We start from the raw sequence: 15,491 nt of genomic DNA on the forward strand, positions 1-15,491 counted from the left end.
CAAGGCTAGAATTCTCCGACTTACCTGGTTCTATACATGTCAGTGCGAATTATTAGCGATGCCGCGTTGCCGGCATCGAAGGGCAAGGCTGCCACGATCAACGACATCGCACGACTGTCGGGAGTTTCCAAGAAAACGGTTTCAAGAATCATCAACAACTCGCCGCTGGTGCGCAAAGACACCCGCGACAAGGTTGAGGCGTTGATGCGCGAGGTCGGTTACGTGCCCGACCCCCTGGCGCGCGGCCTCGCGTTCCGCCGCTCCTTCCTGATCGGCCTGGTGTATGACGACCCGGGCGCCCAATGCATCGTCGACCTGCAGCACGGCGCGCTGGAAGCGCTGCGCGGCACCGGCTATGAACTGGTCGTGCATCCCTGCGACAGCCAGTCTCCGGACTGCGCGCACGGCGTGCGGCGCTTCGTGCAGCAGCAGAAGCTGCACGGCGTGATCCTGGGCCCGCGTGCCTCCGAGTCGGCTGCGTTGACGGAGATGCTCGACGGCATCGAATGCCGCTATGTCCGCATCAACGCGCATGTGTCGGATGACGAGGCACAGGCCGTGGTCACCCATGATCGCGACGGTGCAGCCGCGGCAGCGGGCTACCTGCTCTCGCTCGGCCACCGCGACATCGCGGTGATTGCCGGTCCGGGTGACCGCCGTACCGCACGCGAGCGCACCCATGGCTTCCTCGACCGGCTGGCGCAGGTGGGCCTGACGCTGCCGGGTGAACGCGTGCTGGAAGCGGGCGATACGTTCGAGTCGGGCGTGCATGCCGCCGAACGGCTGCTGATGGGTGGACAACGGCCCAGTGCGATCTTTGCCGGCAACGACGAAATGGCTGCCGGCGTGTATCAGGTGGCGTTGCGTGCGGGCATCGCGGTGCCGCAGCAGTTGTCGATCGTCAGCTACGACGACAGCCCACTGGCGTCGCGGCTGTGGCCGCCGCTGACCTCGGTGCGCCGCCATGTGTCCGACATCGGGCGCATGGCGGCGGCGATGCTGGTGCAGGCCGACGTGCCGGATGCGCCGACCGCAACCAGCGTGCATCCGCAATTGATGGTGCGCGGTTCCTGCCGGGCCGTGGACGGCTGAGTGCCCTGCCCTCGGCAGCAACGAAAACGGCGCATCCAGGTGCGCCGTTTTCCGTTCAATGCGAAGCGCTGTACGCCGTTCGCCTACACATCGCCGCCGTCGGCCCAGCCTTCGCCGGTGCCCTTCTGGAACACGCGGTCATCGGCCTGCACATCGCCCGCCGGCAGATGCGCCTGATCAGACAGCGTCGCGTAGATCGGGGTGAAGTCCGGCGACGTTGCCTGCATCAGCTGTTCGAAGCTGTCGATGACGAAGTAGGTCTTCTGGTAGGTGTCGATGCGGTACTTCGTGCGCATGATCCGCTGCAGGTCGAAACCGATGCGGTTGGGCGCAGCCGACTCCAGCGAGTACAGCGATTCGCCCTTCGACGACACGATGCCGGCGCCGTAGATGCGCAGGCCGTCGGGCGTATCGATCAGGCCGAACTCCACCGTGTACCAGTACAGGCGGGTCAGGTTCTGCAGTGCATCCGGGCCAATCGCGTGGGCTTTGACGCCGCCACGGCCGTACGCCTCCATGTAGTCGGCGAACACCGGGTTCATCAGCAGCGGCACATGGCCGAACAGATCGTGGAACAGGTCTGGTTCGGCGATGTAATCGATCTGGTCCGGGCGACGGATCCACCAGGTCACCGGGAAACGACGGTTGGCCAGGTGGTCGAAGAAGTCCAGTTCCGGCAGCAGGCCTTCCACGCCGACCAGGGTCCAGCCGGTGGCGGCGCCGAGCACTTCGTTGAGCTGGTCGAAGCGCGGAATCATGTGCGCGCTCATGCCCATCTCGTCCTGTGCATCCAGGAATTCCTGGCAGGCGCGGCCGACCAGCAGTTCGCGCTGGCGCTGGTACAGCGTGCTCCAGGTGGCGTGGTCGTCGGCGCTGTAGGTGTCCCACGGCTGCTCGACGAGCGCGGTGGTATACACCGGCACGTAGCCCTTGTCGGTCTGCTGGTGTTCGACGCGGCGGGGCTGGGCGAGGTCCATGGGGCACTCCTTGACGGGATACCCACGATGCTAGGGCAGGGCGCGCGCAACAGGGTTGCAAAAGTTGCGTCGATTGGCCTTGTTGGCGCAATATCCTTGCGTACTCACCATGTTGCGGGGCAACAATGGCCGGAGAAGTCCAGTTCGATCGCACGGATATACGCCTGCTGGCTGAAATCCAGCGGGATGGGCGCGCCACCAACGCCGAGCTGGCGACACGGGTGAACCTCTCGCCCTCGGCCTGCCTGCGTCGCCTGCAGCGGTTGGAAAGCGAGGGCGTGATCGTCGGCTATGGCGCGCGGCTGGAGCCACGGCAGCTGCGGCTGGGCCTGCAGGCCTTCGTGCGCGTGCAGCTGGAAAAGCACGACCAGGCCGCCATCGGCCACTTCGTGGACAGCGTGCAGGGCTGGGATGAAGTGGTGGCCTGCCATGCACTGACCGGCGACATGGACTACCTGCTGCACGTCTACGTGCGCGACCTGGAGCACTTCTCGCACTTCCTGCTGGACCGGCTGCTCAATGCCGGCGGCGTGGCCGATGCCAATTCCAGCTTCGTGCTGCGCACGGTGAAGGGCTTCCAGGCATTGCCGCTTTCGCAGCTGGAATGAACGCGCCGCTGCGATTTGACGGCGCCGGGCGGGTAGCCGAGCATCTCCGCCCTGCGCGCGTCGCAGCGTTCCTTTCCGGTTCCACGCATGCCCGAACTCCAGCACCCGCTGCCCACCACCACGTTCCTGCCGTTGCAGCGCAAGTCGCTGGCGCGCTACGTTGCCCATGGCACGCCACCGCAGACCGCAGTGGAGCAGGCCGGCCTGATGGCCGCGCAGCTGTGCCGGACGCGCCTGCATCCGGCGGCCGAGATCGAGCGCCTGCTGCATGATGCCTGCGCGTTGTTTGCTGGCAACGAAGGCGCGGCTGCACAGCTGGCCGGGCCCGGTGGCGGTGGCCAACCGGAGCTGGATGCCTGGCTGAGCGCATTGGCCGGCCACGGCGTGCTGCTGACACCGGCGGAGATCCTGCAGGACGTCATCGCGCAGTCGCCACGGGAGTATCCGGGCCTGGCCCTGCAGCAGGCCTGTCAGGAAACCCTGGTCGAACATGAGATCCGCTTTCCCGCCACCTTTTCCAGTGACGATGACGAGGCCACGCAGGATGAGGTTGTCGCCGAGGATGCACGGTCGGTCGAACACCATGGCCTGTACACCTCCGAGCAGGCCCGCGTGCTGCGCGCCATCGCCGCCAACCCCGATGAGCTGATCGACCTCGATGGCTATGCCGGCACCGGCAAGGGCCACCTGGTGCTGGCGCTGATGGAGGCGCGGCCGGGCCGCTACACCTACGTGGCGCCCTCGCGTGGGCAGGTGGAAGCCTTCCGCGCCCGCGTGCCGGCCAGCACTGCGGTGCGCCTGCTGACCCAGATCGAGTTCGCCAACCGCGTGGCCCAGCACGCCGCGCGCAGCGGCCAGACCGGTGGCTTCGTTGCCAGCTACCGGCGCAGCACCCGTACTCCGCGCGAGATTGCCGGCCGCATCGGACTGCAGGGCATCGGTGGGCGCAGCCCGGAGCAGGTGCTGCTGACCGCGTTCGAGGCCATCAACCGTTGGTGCGCCTCGTCCGCGCCGCGCATGGCCTTCCAGCATTTCGACCGTTCGGTGCCCGCTGCGATGCTCGATGTGTCGCCGTACATGGCGGCCGCCGAGCACGTCTGGCGCTGCATGTTCGACGCCGAGCTGCAGCGGGGCACGCTGCTGAGCCTCAGCCCGGCGCACATCGGCAAGTGGCTGGCGCTGCGCGGCGTCACCCCGCCGCAGGATATGGGCATGCTGCTGGTGGACGAGGCGCATGACCTGAGCCCGTCGTGGAAGCAGTTGCTGGCCGGCCATGCGCCTGGCGTGGTCAGCCTGGGTGATCCGCACCAGTGCCTGACCGGTACGGTGCCGCGCTGGGCCGCGTCGAAGGTGCTGGAAATGCACCAGTCGGTGCGCCAGGGCAACCAGGTCGAGGGCCTGGTCAACCAGACCCTGGCACTGGATGGACTGGGCCAGGAAAGTGGGCCGTTCGTCGGTGCCACCGACCGCGCCACCGGTGTGCTGCATTACCGCGACTGGGCGCAGGTGCCGAGCGAGGGCCTGCGCATCCATGGCAGCGTCGCCGATCTGGCCCTGGATGCGGCACAGCTGCACGCGCTCGGGCTGCGGCCCTACCTGCATCCGGCATCGCTGCGTGCGCTGCGCAGCGTGCTGCAGCGGCCGCTGGATGCGTGGCGCCGGCGCCGCGACAGCGCCTCGGACCCGGCATGGAAGCACGTCCTGGCCACGCAGGCTGACGAAGGGCAGGGCGCGCTGGTCGAACTGTTTGCGTCTGCCGATCGGGTGCAGTCACTGCTGCAGGCGCTCGATGACCAGGACACGCCCGCTGAAGGGCGGGTGGCGCTGTGCCTGGCCGAACACGCGAAGAACCTGCAGTTCGACGTGGTCTCGCTGTCGCCCGGTTGCTTCAGTGCGGGGCAGGGCGGGCGCATCTGGCACAACCCGGTGCGCGCAGTCTATCTGGCACTGACCCGTGCGCGACGCCAGCTGCATGTGCCGGCCGATGGCATGGAACAGCTGCAGCATACGGCGACATTGCAGGAGCAGGCGCGCCAGATGCGCAGGCGCGAGCGGCAGCAGGCCAGCGGTTACCGGCCCGCGCGCTAGCATGCGCGTCGCTGTCTGGAAGCGACACGCTGGCTCAGGTCAGCACTTGTCCTTGCGGCCCATCAGCTTGCCCAGGCGCGAGGCTTCCTCGCACTTCGGCGCGGCCACCGGTGCCGGTGCGGCCGCCGCGGCACGTGCGCGCTGCAGCTGCTGGATTTTCGCGCGGATCTGCGGCATCGCCGCCATCGCGGCCTTTTCGCCTTCCAGGATTGCGGTGCCACGCTGGCTGAAATCGGCGGCGCCGATGTCCAGTACCTTCGGGCGGATGACGATGTCGGCGCGCGCCAGTTCCTGCTCGCCCAGGCGCTGGCCCATGATCGAGATGGACTGGTTGACGATGCCCAGCATGTCGGTCGGCGCCTTGCCGCTGGCCTTGCTGGAGATGTCCACGGCGATCACGAAGTCGGCGCCGAGCTGGCGTGCGGCATCCACCGGCACCGGGCTGACCACGCCGCCATCGATGTAGTTGCGACCGCCGATCTTCACCGGTTCGAACACGCCGGGGATGCTGCTCGACGCGCGCACCGCCTGGCCGACGTTGCCGCGCACGAAGATCGAGCGCTCGCCGGTTTCGAGCTGGGTGGCGACGGCGGCGAACGGCTTCTTCAGGCGCTCGGCAGGACGGTTGGCAACCTGCTCGTTGACGTAGTCCTGCAGCTTCTGGCCCTGCACCAGGCCGCCGGAGAACAGGCGCACGTCGCGGATGCTGGCTTCGTCCAGCGCGACCGCCTTGCTCTGCATCTGGAACGCGTCCATGCCGCTGGCGTACAGCGCACCGACCACGCTGCCGGCGCTGGTGCCGGACACCACGGCCGGTTCGAAGCCGTTGGCCTCCAGTATCTTGATCACGCCGATGTGCGCGAAGCCCTTGGCTGCGCCGCCACCGAGGGCGATGCCGATCTTCACCGGCTTGGCCTGCGGCACCACGGTCGGCGCCGGCGGCGGTGTGGGGCGGACCGGATCGCCACCGCAGCCGGCCAGCAGGCCGATCAGGGCGACGGACAGCAGCATGCGGGGACGGAACAGGCTCATCGGCAGTGCGCTCGCGGCGCCGGATTCAGGAAAGGGCGCCAGCATACCGAAGCTGTGGCGGGGCGGGCAGGGTGGGAAACATCGCCCATTCATAAAGGTAGTGCCGGCCGCTGGCCGGCAATCATTGGGAACCTGGCAGCGGTTCATGAGGCTGCCGGCCAGCGGCCGGCACTACCGGGACGCTCGCCAAGGTCCATGAGGCTGCCGGCCAGCGGCCGGCACTACCGGGATGCGCGCCAAGGTCCATGGGGCTGCCGGCCAGCGGCCGGCACGACCGGAGGCGGTCAGAACCGGTTGTCGCCGTCCAGCATCCGGCCCAGGCCGCCCAGCACCGAGCCTTCGCCGCGGTTCTGGCCACCGCCCTGGGGCGCGGCCATCCACATGCGGCCGGCCAGGCGCGAGAACGGCAGCGACTGCAGCCAGACCTTGCCCGGGCCAGTCAGCGTGGCCAGGAACACGCCTTCGCCACCGAACAGCATGCTCTTGATGCCAGCCACCCGGCGCACGTCCATGTCCACGGTCGGGTGGTAGGCCACCACGCAGCCGGTATCCACATCCAGGCGCTCGCCGGCCGCCAGCTCGCGCTCCACCACGCAACCGCCGGCATGGATGAACACCCAGCCGTCGCCTTCCAGCTTCTGCATGATGAAACCTTCGCCGCCGAACAGGCCGGTCATGATCTTGCGCTGGAACTGCACGCCGATCTGCACGCCGCGCGCGCCGGCCAGGAAGCTGTCCTTCTGGCAGATCAGGCGGCCGCCATGCTGGTCCAGCTTCATTGCCAGCACGGTGCCGGGGTAGGGCGCGGCGAAGGCGACCTTGCCCTTGCCGTGGCCGCTCTGGGTGTAGACGGTGGCGAACAGGCTCTCGCCGGTCAGCACGCGCTTGCCGGCGGCCATCACCTTGCCCATGAAGCCGCCGCCCTGGTCGCCGTTGGCGGCGCCGAACACCGTGTCCATCTGCACGGTGGCATCCTTGAACATCAATGCGCCGGCCTCGGCAATGGCGCTCTCACCGGGGTCGAGCTCGATCTCCACGAACTGCATTTCATGGCCGACGATGCGGAACTCGATGTCGTCGGCGCGGCCGCTGGCCGCGGCGGGGACCGGCGGCGGGGTGTTCGGCATGCCCGGGGCCGCGGACTGCAGTTCGGGCACCTCGGCAATCGAGGTCCACCCGCTCATGCCCTGGCACCAGGCCAGGGCGCGCGGGTTGGCCTGCGCATAACGGCGCGCGGCCTCGTCATCAAGCGGGCCGATACGCTCGGCCTGGGCGGAGGCATGGAAGTACCACTGGGTCATCGCGGCGGCTCTGCAGGGCTGGAAAACCCCGAGTCTAGCGAGGGCGCGGGGGCCGGAGCGACGCGGCCATGAACGGCAGGCATTTGCGGGGCAGGTGCTGTATTGCAACAATTATCTGGTAGCGCCGTTTTACCACCCCTCCAAACACAGCCTACCGCCATGTCTCCGACCCGCACTTCCCGTGGCCGCCTTCCGGTCGCGCGCCCCCTCGTTGCCGCTCTTTCCGCCCTGTTGCCGCTGGTAGCAGCCGCCCAGGAAACTCCCGCTGCCAAGGATCCGGTTGCCCTTGATGCCCTGCAGGTGACCGCGCAGCGCCGCGTCGAGAACGCCAAGGACGTGCCGGTCGCGATCAGCGCGATCCAGGGCGAGAAGCTCGATGTGCTGGGTTCGGCGGGCGATGACATCCGCTTCCTGGCCGCGCGCGTGCCCAGCCTCAACATCGAGTCGTCCTACGGCCGTGCCTTCCCGCGCTTCTACATCCGTGGCCTGGGCAACACCGATTTCGACCTCAATGCGTCGCAGCCGGTGTCGCTGGTGTACGACGACGTGGTGCAGGAAAGCCCGCTGCTGAAGGGCTTCCCGCTGTTCGACCTGGCCAATGTGGAAGTGCTGCGCGGCCCGCAGGGCACGCTGTTCGGTCGCAATACCCCGGCCGGCGTGGTCAAGTTCGACTCGGCGCGCCCGTCGCAGGATGCCGACGGCTACGTGCGCGTGGGCTATGGCAGCTACAACAGCTGGAACGTGCAGGGCGCCTATGGCGGCCCGCTGACCGACCGCTGGTCGGCACGCGTCTCGGCCATCTACCAGCGCCGTGACGACTGGGTCGACAACACCCGCGCCGGTGCGCCCAACAGCGGTTTCGAAGGTTATGACGAAGCCGCCGGCCGCGTGCAGTTCCTGTACGAAGGCGACGACTTCGAAGCGCTGTTCAACCTGCACAAGCGCAAGCTCAACGGTACCGCGCGCCTGTTCCGCGCCAACATCATCCAGAAGGGTGGCAACGGCCTGGTCGAGAACTTCGATCGCGACAAGGTGGCCAACGATGGCGTCAACTTCTCCGACCTGGAGACCTGGGGCGGCAGTGCGCGCCTGCAGTGGAACCTCGGTTCGGTGACCCTGCACTCGATCACCGGTTATGAAACCGCCGAATCGCTCAATCGTGGTGACATCGACGGTGGCTACGGCGACGCATCGCTGGGCGCTGGCAACTATGGGCCGGGCTTCATCCCGTTCTCGTCGGAGTCGGCCGACGGCCTGCCGCACCATCGCCAGTGGACGCAGGAATTCCGCGTTGAATCCAACGAATGGGGCCGCTTCGACTGGCAGGCCGGCGTCTTCTATTTCGACGAAGACGTGACCATCAACAACTTCAACTACAACTCGTTGAAGCCGGGCAATCCGCAGACCGGCCACGTGGTGCAGAACCAGCGCAACAAGGCCTGGGCGGTGTTCGCCTCGGGTGACTTCGATGTCACCGACCGCTTCAAGCTGCGCGCCGGCGTGCGCTACACCCAGGACAAGAAGGACTTCAACGCCAGCGTGCTGCAGGCCGTCCTTCCGTTCGGCACCCCGGTCAGTGGCCCGTACCTGGCCAACACCGACGTCAACGACGTCAGCTGGGATGTCAGCGGCGTGTACAAGCTGACCGACAACGTGAATGCCTACGCCCGCGTGGCCAAGGGCTTCCGTGCGCCGTCGATCCAGGGCCGCCTGGCCTTCGCGCCGGGCCTGTCGCAGGCCGATTCGGAGAAGGTGATCTCGTACGAAGCCGGCATCAAGGCCGACCTGTTCGAGCGCCGCGCGCGCCTGGGCCTGAGCGTGTTCCGCTACAACGTTGACGGCCAGCAGTTGATCGCCGTGGGTGGCACCAACAACACCGCCACCCTGCTCAACGCTGACAAGACCATCGGCCAGGGCGTGGAGCTGGACCTGGAAGCCTATCTGGCCGACAACGTGCTGCTGACCTTCGGCAGCAGCTACAACGACACCGAGATCAAGGACAAGGATCTGGCGGTAGCGATCTGCGGCGGTGGCTGCACCATCAACGACCCGACCACCGTCATCAACGGTGGCACCTATGCGCTGGTGAACGGCAACCCGCTGCCGCAGGCGCCGAAGTGGATCCACAACGCGACCCTGCGTGTCGGCTTCCCGCTCAGCGATGGCAGCGAGCTGTATGCCTACACCGACTGGGCCTACCGCAGCGCGGTGAACTTCTTCATCTACGAGTCGCCGGAATTCCGCGGCCGTAGTTCGCTGGAAGGCGGCCTGCGCCTGGGCTACAACTGGGATTACGGCCAGTACGACGTGGCCGTGTTCGGCCGCAACCTGACCAACCAGACCCGCGTGGTCGGCGCGATCGACTTCAACAACCTGACCGGCTTCCTCAACGAGCCGCGTACCTGGGGCGTGGAGTTCACCGCGAAGTTCTGATGCGGTGACCGCGTAGATGCAATGAAGAAGGGCCGGCGCAATGCCGGCCCTTCTGCTTTACACCCATCGGTAGTGCCGGCCGCTGGCCGGCAACAATTGAACCGCCAGGCGCTTACAGCGCGCTCTGCGGGCGCACCTTCAGCACCGCTTCCTCGGCCGCGCAGTCGCGGCTGGAGTGCAGGCCGGCCTTGCGCGCGGCAGCGATCTCCTTGCGTGCGGCCAGCAGGTCCTTGTTGAACGCGGTGTTGTCATGCAGGCGGGCCACGGCGGCGGCGCCCATGAAGCGGCCTTCGAGGATGTCGCTCTGCCAGTGCACGTTGCAGACCAGGCGGCTCTCGCCGTAGTTGCGGCCGCGGGCCTGGATGGCATCGGCGCGATCCGGTGCGATCTCCGACAGGATCAGGGCCCAGGCCCAGCCGATCGAGGTGTGGCCGGACGGATACGAGCCGTTCTTGCGCAGGCCTTCTTCGTCCTTCGTCGAGCAGGTCGGTTCACCATTGACCATGAACGGGCGCGGGCGCTGGTAGTGGTTCTTGGCGGCCTTGGTGGCGGCGCTGGCGTCGATCCGGCTGCGCTCCAGCAGGCGGTACAGCGCCGGGGTCTTCACCGCATCGACGTCGATGTCGGCGGCGCAGGAGAAGTGGTTGGCGCCTTCTGGGAAGCCGAGTTCCGCATCGACACCGGCCTGGGCGAAGCGCGGGCTGCCACGCAGCGCGCGGGCTTCACGGCTGACCTGTTCGTCGAGGGCGAGGGCGGCCGAACCGGCCACCGGCGGTGCTGGCACCAGGTCGAGGCTGGCCGGTACCGCGCTCTTGTCCAGATAGCCCACCGCCTTGGTGGTGATGTTGGCTTCGACGGCGGTCGGCTTGGCGGCGGTGGCGGCACAACCGGCCAGGGCCGCGATGACGGCAAGGCCGAGCAGCGGGCGGGCAGGGTGGGAAATCAGCGACATGGACAGGCTCCGGAGGAAAAACATCGCGCCATGATCGCAGCCCGTATACGACACCGCAGTGGCCATCGGTCATACGGCCAGACCCGGCATGGTCATCCCGGCGATATGAAAAGCGTCATCGAGTGACGTCAGTCTCCTGAATCCGGGCGCAGCGCACGGACTTTCACGCGGCCTCGCCGCGAGCATCGGCACAACGGCAAGCACCAGGGGCCGTCCAGTTCCAGCCGGGTCGGGGGGATCCGTTGACAGAGGGAGAGAAGCGATGCGCAGCACCGCAACAGGAAGTACCGTCCTGGCCCTGCTCCTCGGGCTGGCAACCGCGCCGGCACAGGCGGCCGACGTGGTCGGTGTGGCCTTCGTGCATGGCACCGGCGCACAGACCAACGCCACCCAGGACTACTGGCAGCCGGCGATCATCGACACCGTGCGCCAGGGCCTGCCGAACAGCAGCAACTATGTGGTCATCAACTGCGACTTCACCCAGTACATGTGGAAGCCGGAAGCGGCCGGCTGCCTGGCCAATCAGCTGACCGGCTTCATCGACAGCCGTGGCATCACCCAGCTGGTGGTGATCACCCACTCCAACGGCGGCAACGTGATGCGCTGGATCCTGTCCAACCCGACCTATGACAGCCGCTATCCGAAGATCATCCGCACGGTGCGCAAGGTCAACGCGCTGGCACCGTCTTCGGCCGGCACGCCGTTGGCCGATGCGGTGCTCAACGGCAACACCTTTGAAACCTCGCTGGGCTGGCTGCTGGGCTACAAGAACGACGCCGTGCGCCAGCAGCAGGTGGCGAGCATGGCCACCTACAACGCGCAGAACCTCTACGGCACCGCTGGCCGCCCGGCGCTGCCCAAACCGTTCCGTGCGGTGGTCGGCAGCGATGTGGAATCGGCGGTGTGGGACAGCAACAGTTACTGCGGTGGCTATGCAGCCAATGTCGGCCTGGAGTTCACCCAGAACTGGCTGTCGTCCTGCTCCGATGGCTTCCTGGAGTGCAGCAGCCAGAAGGCCGCAGGCACCACCTGGTTCACCGACAAGGCGCGCACCCAGGGCGCGGAACCACTCAGCCACAACCAGAGCCGCCGCGAGTGCTTCGGCCTCGGCACCCTGCTGCGCAACGACCTGACCCAGTGAGGGAGACGACCATGACGATTCAATCCACCCTGCTGGCCGGCGCCACCCTGGCAGTGCTGTCCCTTTCCGCAGCGCAGGCCGCGGAGCCGCTGCAGGCCGCCCGTGCGGGCGATCAGGTGCCTGCCGCCCTGGTAGCCGCGCCGCTTCCCACCGATGAGAGCGAACACGCGCCACTGGCCTTTGCCTGGGCGCTGGACCCAGCACAACCGCTGCAGGCGGCCACGCCGTATGCCTCGGTCAGCCGCAGCTACTGGCAGCAGGTTGATGGTACGCAGCTGCAGCGAGGCCTGGACCTGCCACTGACGGCGCCGGATGCGGTGATCCAGCTGAGCCCGACCGCAGGTGCCCGCGCGCTGCCGGCCAACACGCTACAGGTGCGCGACCCGGCCGGCCGCAGCAGCGTGGCGCGCAGTGTCGATGCGCGCGCGCTGCAGGACGCCGGCATGCCGGTCAGCGATGGCAGCAGCATGCTGCGTACCGGCGCGACCAGTGCCGTCGGTGCCTACACGCTGCAGAGCGCGCAGGCCCAGGGCCGCTACGTGGTACAGGTGCTGGAGCCGAACAGCCCGCTGCGGCTGGAGGTGCAGGCCAACCAGGCCCAGGTGCTGGCCGGCGGTAACATGCAGCTGCAGGCACGCCTGCTGGAAGACGGCGCCACCACCGCGCAGCTGGCATCGCGTCGTGGTGGGCTGGGCGGTGAAGCCCTGCTGGTCGCACCGGATGGCCGCAGCTGGCCGCAGCGGTTGCTGCGAACCACCGATGGCAGCCTGCGCGCGCAGGTGCGGATCCCCGCCGACGTCGGCAGCGTGCAGGGGCTGTGGGAATTGCAGGTGTTCGCCCAGGCCGACGGTGTGCTGCGCGATGGCAAGGTCGCCTTTGCGGTGGCACGGCCGACTGCCCGCTTCAGTGGACAGGCCGCGCCGGACCCGGCCAGTCGGCAGGTGGCGCTGCCGCTGCAGGTGGCCGCCGCCGGCCGCTATGAGGCGCGGGGCACGCTGTACGCCACGGCCCGCGATGGCCAGTTGAAGCCGGTCGCACAGGCACATGCGGCCGCGTGGTTCGATGGCCCGGGCGCAGGCCAGCTGGCGCTGCCGTTCGACCAGGCGGCGTTGCCGGCCGGATTCGGTGCGCCGTACGAGCTGCGCGACCTGCAGCTGCAGGACCAGAGCCGGATGGCACCGATCGAGTCGCGCGCACTGGCGTTGCGGTTCTGAGCAAAGCGGTGGCGGGCCGGAACATCCGGCCCGCTGCCCCGCCTTCTGTAGAGCCGAGCCATGCTCGGCTGCTTCTGCTCGCGGCGAACGGCAGTCGAGCATGGCTCGACTCTACAGACGGTTACGGAGAGCGATGCATCTGTCTATCCCGCGTACGCGGTCAGTCGGCCTTCCTGCTCGACCACCGTAATCGCACCGCCGAACACCGCCGACAGCGGTTCGTTGCGCAGCAGCTCGGCGCGGGTGCCATCGGCCAGTACGCGGCCGTCGCGCAGCAGCACCACCCGCTCGATCTCGGGAATGATCTCTTCGATGTGATGGGTCACCAGCACCAGGGTGATGCCCTGCTGTGCCAACACCCGCATGGTCGCCACCAGCTGCTCGCGGGCGACCAGATCCAAGCCGGTGGAGGGCTCATCCAGCAGCAGTGCCTGCGGCCGGTTGACCAGCGCGCGGGCGATCAGCACGCGGCGGGTCTCGCCGGCCGACAGCTCTGCGTAGGCGCGTTCACGCAGCGACAGCGCGCCGGTCATCGCCAGTGTCTCGCCGACGCGTGCACGCATGTCGGCGGTCACCTCGCGGAAGGCCGGTACCACGTAGCTGGCGAAGAAGCCGGACAGCACCGCCTGTTCCACGGTCAGCCCGGGCATGTCGGCCAGGTTGCTGCTGAGGTCGCCGGTGACGATGCCCAGCTGCGAGCGCAGCCGGTCCACCTGCCAGCGGTTCTGGCCCAGCACCTTCACCGCCACCGCGCCGTCGCCCTGGGCCAGCGGGTACAGCTCGCGGGTGATCAGCTTGATGAAGGTGGACTTGCCGCAGCCGTTGGGGCCGAGCAGGGCGGTGTGCTGGCCCTGCGCGATGCGCAGGCTGAGCCCGTGCAGCACCTTCACCTGGCCGCGTACCACGGTGGCGCGGTCCAGTTCGATCAAGGGGGGCAGCTCCGGCAGGGGCGGGGCGGCGGTCATGGCGCTGGCGCGTGGATCAAGGCTCGACAACTCAGGTCCCCAACTGTGAACGGTGCCTCGGATGGCGATGCAAAGCATCGCCGCAGGGATGCAGTTTGCAACGCAAGCGCCCATGATGTCTGCCATCCCCGCGTCGATCCGGAGAGCCGTCATGCCAGATGCCCTGATGTCCCTGTTGACCGGTGGTGTGCTCGGCCTGGGGTGGTGGGCCATGCTGGCGGTGCTGCTGGTCTTCACCCAGATCACCATCTTCTCGGTGACCCTGTACCTGCACCGCAGCCAGGCCCATCGCGGGGTCGATTTCCACCCGGCGCTGGCCCATGTGTTCCGCTTCTGGCTGTGGCTGACCACCTCGATGATCACCCGCGAGTGGGTGGCCATCCACCGCAAGCACCACGCCAAGGTGGAGACCGAGGACGACCCGCACAGCCCGGTCACCCGTGGCATCGGCAAGGTGTTCTGGCACGGCGTGGAGCTGTACCGCGAAGCGCGTGGCATGCGCGCGGACATCGAGCAGTACGGGCGCGGCACCCCGGATGATGCGATCGAGCGCCGCCTGTATACCCCGCATGCCACGTTGGGGCCGGTGCTGCTGTTCGCGATCAATACCGTGTTGTTTGGCCTGCCGGGCGTGGCCCTGTGGGCGATCCAGATGGCATGGATCCCGTTCTGGGCCGCGGGCGTGGTCAATGGCCTGGGGCACTGGTGGGGCTACCGCAACTACGAGTCCGCCGACACCTCCACCAATCTCACGCCGTGGGGGTTCTGGATCGGTGGCGAGGAGCTGCACAACAACCATCATGCCTTCCCCAGTTCGGCGCGCTTCGCGATGCGGCGCTGGGAGTTCGATATCGGCTGGAGTGCGATCCGCCTGCTGCAGGCGCTGCGCCTGGCCAAGGTGCTGCGGGTGGCGCCGGCCATGGACGTGCGCCCGAACATCGCGGTGCCCGATGCCGAAACCCTGAAGGCGCTGCTGTCGCACCGCTTCCAGGCGATGACCGATTACCAGCGCAATGTGTTCATGCCGGCCCTGCGCGAGGAAGCCGTGCAGGCCGGGGCCAAGCTGCGCCGCCTGCTGCCACGCCGGCTGCGCCGTGGCCTGGTCAACGATGGCCGCTGGTTGAAGCCGGACAGTCGTGCCCAGCTCAGCGAATGGGTGGCGCAGCGCCCGCGCATCCGCACCCTGGTCGAGTACCGCGCGCGGCTGGCGGCGCTGCTCGAGGCCCGCGGCCACGATGCCGCTGAGCGCCTGCATCAGTTGCAGGCGTGGTGCCGTGAGGCCGAGGAAAGCGGGATCGCCGCGCTGCAGGCCTATGCCGCACGGTTGAAGGGCTACAGCCTGGTGGGCGCGTGAGGGCTGGGTACGGGGTTCTGCTGGCGGTGCTGCTGCCGGGCGTGGCGCTGGCCCAGGTCACCGACACCACCAGCTACCTGCAGCGGATGGACAGCGATGGCGACGGCCGGGTGAGTGAATCCGAGTACGTGCAGTGGATGCTGTATGCCTTCGACCGCATGGACCGCAATGGCGATGGCGTGCTGGGCGCCGATGAGCTGCCGGGCGGCAAGGGCAGGGCGATCAGCCGCGAGCAGCAGCGGCAGGTGATCGTGCAGCGTTTCCACAAGCAGGATGCCAACGGTGATGGCGTCCTGGATGCCCGTGAACTGGCGGCACCGCCACGCTGAGCGGG

13 protein-coding genes are annotated in these 15,491 nt (G+C 67.9%); 8 read left to right on the plus strand and 5 right to left on the minus strand.

Going from position 1 to position 15,491, the window contains the following annotated elements; all coding sequences use genetic code 11:
* The first annotated feature begins 36 nt into the window (after positions 1–36).
* A complete protein-coding gene (locus ACZK4Z_RS00245) occupies positions 37–1,092 on the plus strand; it encodes a LacI family DNA-binding transcriptional regulator (RefSeq protein WP_125892672.1) in 1,056 nt (351 codons plus the stop codon).
* Positions 1,093–1,175: 83 nt separating this feature from the next.
* On the opposite strand, the gene phhA is transcribed toward ACZK4Z_RS00245, so the two are convergent.
* Positions 1,176–2,069: a phenylalanine 4-monooxygenase gene (gene phhA / locus ACZK4Z_RS00250; RefSeq protein ID WP_125892674.1), complete on the minus strand. Its 894-nt coding sequence runs from the start codon at positions 2,067–2,069 to the stop codon at positions 1,176–1,178.
* Between the two features lie 125 nt (positions 2,070–2,194).
* On the opposite strand from phhA, the gene ACZK4Z_RS00255 reads away from it, so the two are divergent.
* Positions 2,195–2,677 (plus strand): Lrp/AsnC family transcriptional regulator, encoded by a 483-nt coding sequence (locus ACZK4Z_RS00255; protein ID WP_004153377.1) that lies wholly within the window; start codon positions 2,195–2,197, stop codon positions 2,675–2,677.
* An 87-nt stretch (positions 2,678–2,764) separates the two neighbouring features.
* Positions 2,765–4,765 (plus strand): hypothetical protein, encoded by a 2,001-nt coding sequence (locus ACZK4Z_RS00260; protein WP_125892676.1) that lies wholly within the window; start codon positions 2,765–2,767, stop codon positions 4,763–4,765.
* A gap of 39 nt (positions 4,766–4,804) precedes the next feature.
* On the opposite strand, the gene ACZK4Z_RS00265 is transcribed toward ACZK4Z_RS00260, so the two are convergent.
* Together ACZK4Z_RS00265 and ACZK4Z_RS00270 are read right to left on the minus strand one after the other, a co-directional pair.
* Positions 4,805–5,797: a patatin-like phospholipase family protein gene (locus ACZK4Z_RS00265; RefSeq protein ID WP_478451093.1), complete on the minus strand. Its 993-nt coding sequence runs from the start codon at positions 5,795–5,797 to the stop codon at positions 4,805–4,807.
* Between the two features lie 284 nt (positions 5,798–6,081).
* Positions 6,082–7,098 (minus strand): TIGR00266 family protein, encoded by a 1,017-nt coding sequence (locus ACZK4Z_RS00270; RefSeq protein WP_032129262.1) that lies wholly within the window; start codon positions 7,096–7,098, stop codon positions 6,082–6,084.
* A gap of 159 nt (positions 7,099–7,257) precedes the next feature.
* Here ACZK4Z_RS00270 and ACZK4Z_RS00275 point away from each other — a divergent pair, with 159 nt between their 5' ends.
* Positions 7,258–9,531, plus strand: a complete 2,274-nt coding sequence (locus tag ACZK4Z_RS00275) for a TonB-dependent receptor (RefSeq protein WP_071228650.1) — start codon at positions 7,258–7,260, stop codon at positions 9,529–9,531.
* Positions 9,532–9,643: 112 nt separating this feature from the next.
* Here the strand turns inward: ACZK4Z_RS00275 and ACZK4Z_RS00280 are convergent, their stop codons facing one another.
* Entirely contained in the window at positions 9,644–10,483 is an 840-nt protein-coding gene (locus ACZK4Z_RS00280) for an acid phosphatase (RefSeq protein ID WP_125892678.1), read from the minus strand.
* Between the two features lie 262 nt (positions 10,484–10,745).
* On the opposite strand from ACZK4Z_RS00280, the gene ACZK4Z_RS00285 reads away from it, so the two are divergent.
* Positions 10,746–11,624, plus strand: coding sequence for a hypothetical protein (locus tag ACZK4Z_RS00285; protein WP_032128674.1), 879 nt, complete (start codon positions 10,746–10,748; stop codon positions 11,622–11,624).
* A gap of 11 nt (positions 11,625–11,635) precedes the next feature.
* Positions 11,636–12,838, plus strand: a complete 1,203-nt coding sequence (locus ACZK4Z_RS00290) for a DUF4785 domain-containing protein (RefSeq protein WP_125892680.1) — start codon at positions 11,636–11,638, stop codon at positions 12,836–12,838.
* Between the two features lie 143 nt (positions 12,839–12,981).
* Here ACZK4Z_RS00290 and ACZK4Z_RS00295 read toward each other — a convergent pair whose 3' ends face one another.
* The gene (locus ACZK4Z_RS00295; RefSeq protein ID WP_100467667.1) at positions 12,982–13,803 is read right to left on the minus strand and encodes an ABC transporter ATP-binding protein; all 822 of its coding nucleotides are present in this window, start codon (positions 13,801–13,803) and stop codon (positions 12,982–12,984) included.
* Between the two features lie 151 nt (positions 13,804–13,954).
* Between ACZK4Z_RS00295 and ACZK4Z_RS00300 the strand changes: the two genes are divergently transcribed.
* Positions 13,955–15,157, plus strand: coding sequence for a DesA family fatty acid desaturase (locus tag ACZK4Z_RS00300; protein WP_032128677.1), 1,203 nt, complete (start codon positions 13,955–13,957; stop codon positions 15,155–15,157).
* Entirely contained in the window at positions 15,154–15,486 is a 333-nt protein-coding gene (locus ACZK4Z_RS00305) for an EF-hand domain-containing protein (RefSeq protein WP_125892682.1), read from the plus strand. Before ACZK4Z_RS00300 ends, ACZK4Z_RS00305 begins: the two co-directional genes overlap by 4 nt.
* The last annotated feature ends 5 nt before the right edge of the window (positions 15,487–15,491 follow it).

It is taken from the genome of Stenotrophomonas sp. 71799_Sma, from assembly GCF_056482505.1.

Excerpts from the sequence above, each read along its gene's own strand:
- ACZK4Z_RS00275 (WP_071228650.1), top strand. The coding sequence starts at position 7,258 with ATGTCTCCGACCCGCACTTCCCGTGGCCGCCTTCCGGTCGCGCGCCCC.
- ACZK4Z_RS00245 (WP_125892672.1), top strand. The coding sequence starts at position 37 with ATGTCAGTGCGAATTATTAGCGATGCCGCGTTGCCGGCATCGAAGGGC.
- ACZK4Z_RS00285 (WP_032128674.1), top strand. The coding sequence starts at position 10,746 with ATGCGCAGCACCGCAACAGGAAGTACCGTCCTGGCCCTGCTCCTCGGG.
- ACZK4Z_RS00300 (WP_032128677.1), top strand. The coding sequence starts at position 13,955 with ATGCCAGATGCCCTGATGTCCCTGTTGACCGGTGGTGTGCTCGGCCTG.
- ACZK4Z_RS00260 (WP_125892676.1), top strand. The coding sequence starts at position 2,765 with ATGCCCGAACTCCAGCACCCGCTGCCCACCACCACGTTCCTGCCGTTG.
- ACZK4Z_RS00290 (WP_125892680.1), top strand. The coding sequence starts at position 11,636 with ATGACGATTCAATCCACCCTGCTGGCCGGCGCCACCCTGGCAGTGCTG.
- ACZK4Z_RS00295 (WP_100467667.1), bottom strand. The coding sequence starts at position 13,803 with ATGACCGCCGCCCCGCCCCTGCCGGAGCTGCCCCCCTTGATCGAACTG.
- ACZK4Z_RS00255 (WP_004153377.1), top strand. The coding sequence starts at position 2,195 with ATGGCCGGAGAAGTCCAGTTCGATCGCACGGATATACGCCTGCTGGCT.
- phhA (WP_125892674.1), bottom strand. The coding sequence starts at position 2,069 with ATGGACCTCGCCCAGCCCCGCCGCGTCGAACACCAGCAGACCGACAAG.
- ACZK4Z_RS00265 (WP_478451093.1), bottom strand. The coding sequence starts at position 5,797 with ATGAGCCTGTTCCGTCCCCGCATGCTGCTGTCCGTCGCCCTGATCGGC.
- ACZK4Z_RS00270 (WP_032129262.1), bottom strand. The coding sequence starts at position 7,098 with ATGACCCAGTGGTACTTCCATGCCTCCGCCCAGGCCGAGCGTATCGGC.
- ACZK4Z_RS00280 (WP_125892678.1), bottom strand. The coding sequence starts at position 10,483 with ATGTCGCTGATTTCCCACCCTGCCCGCCCGCTGCTCGGCCTTGCCGTC.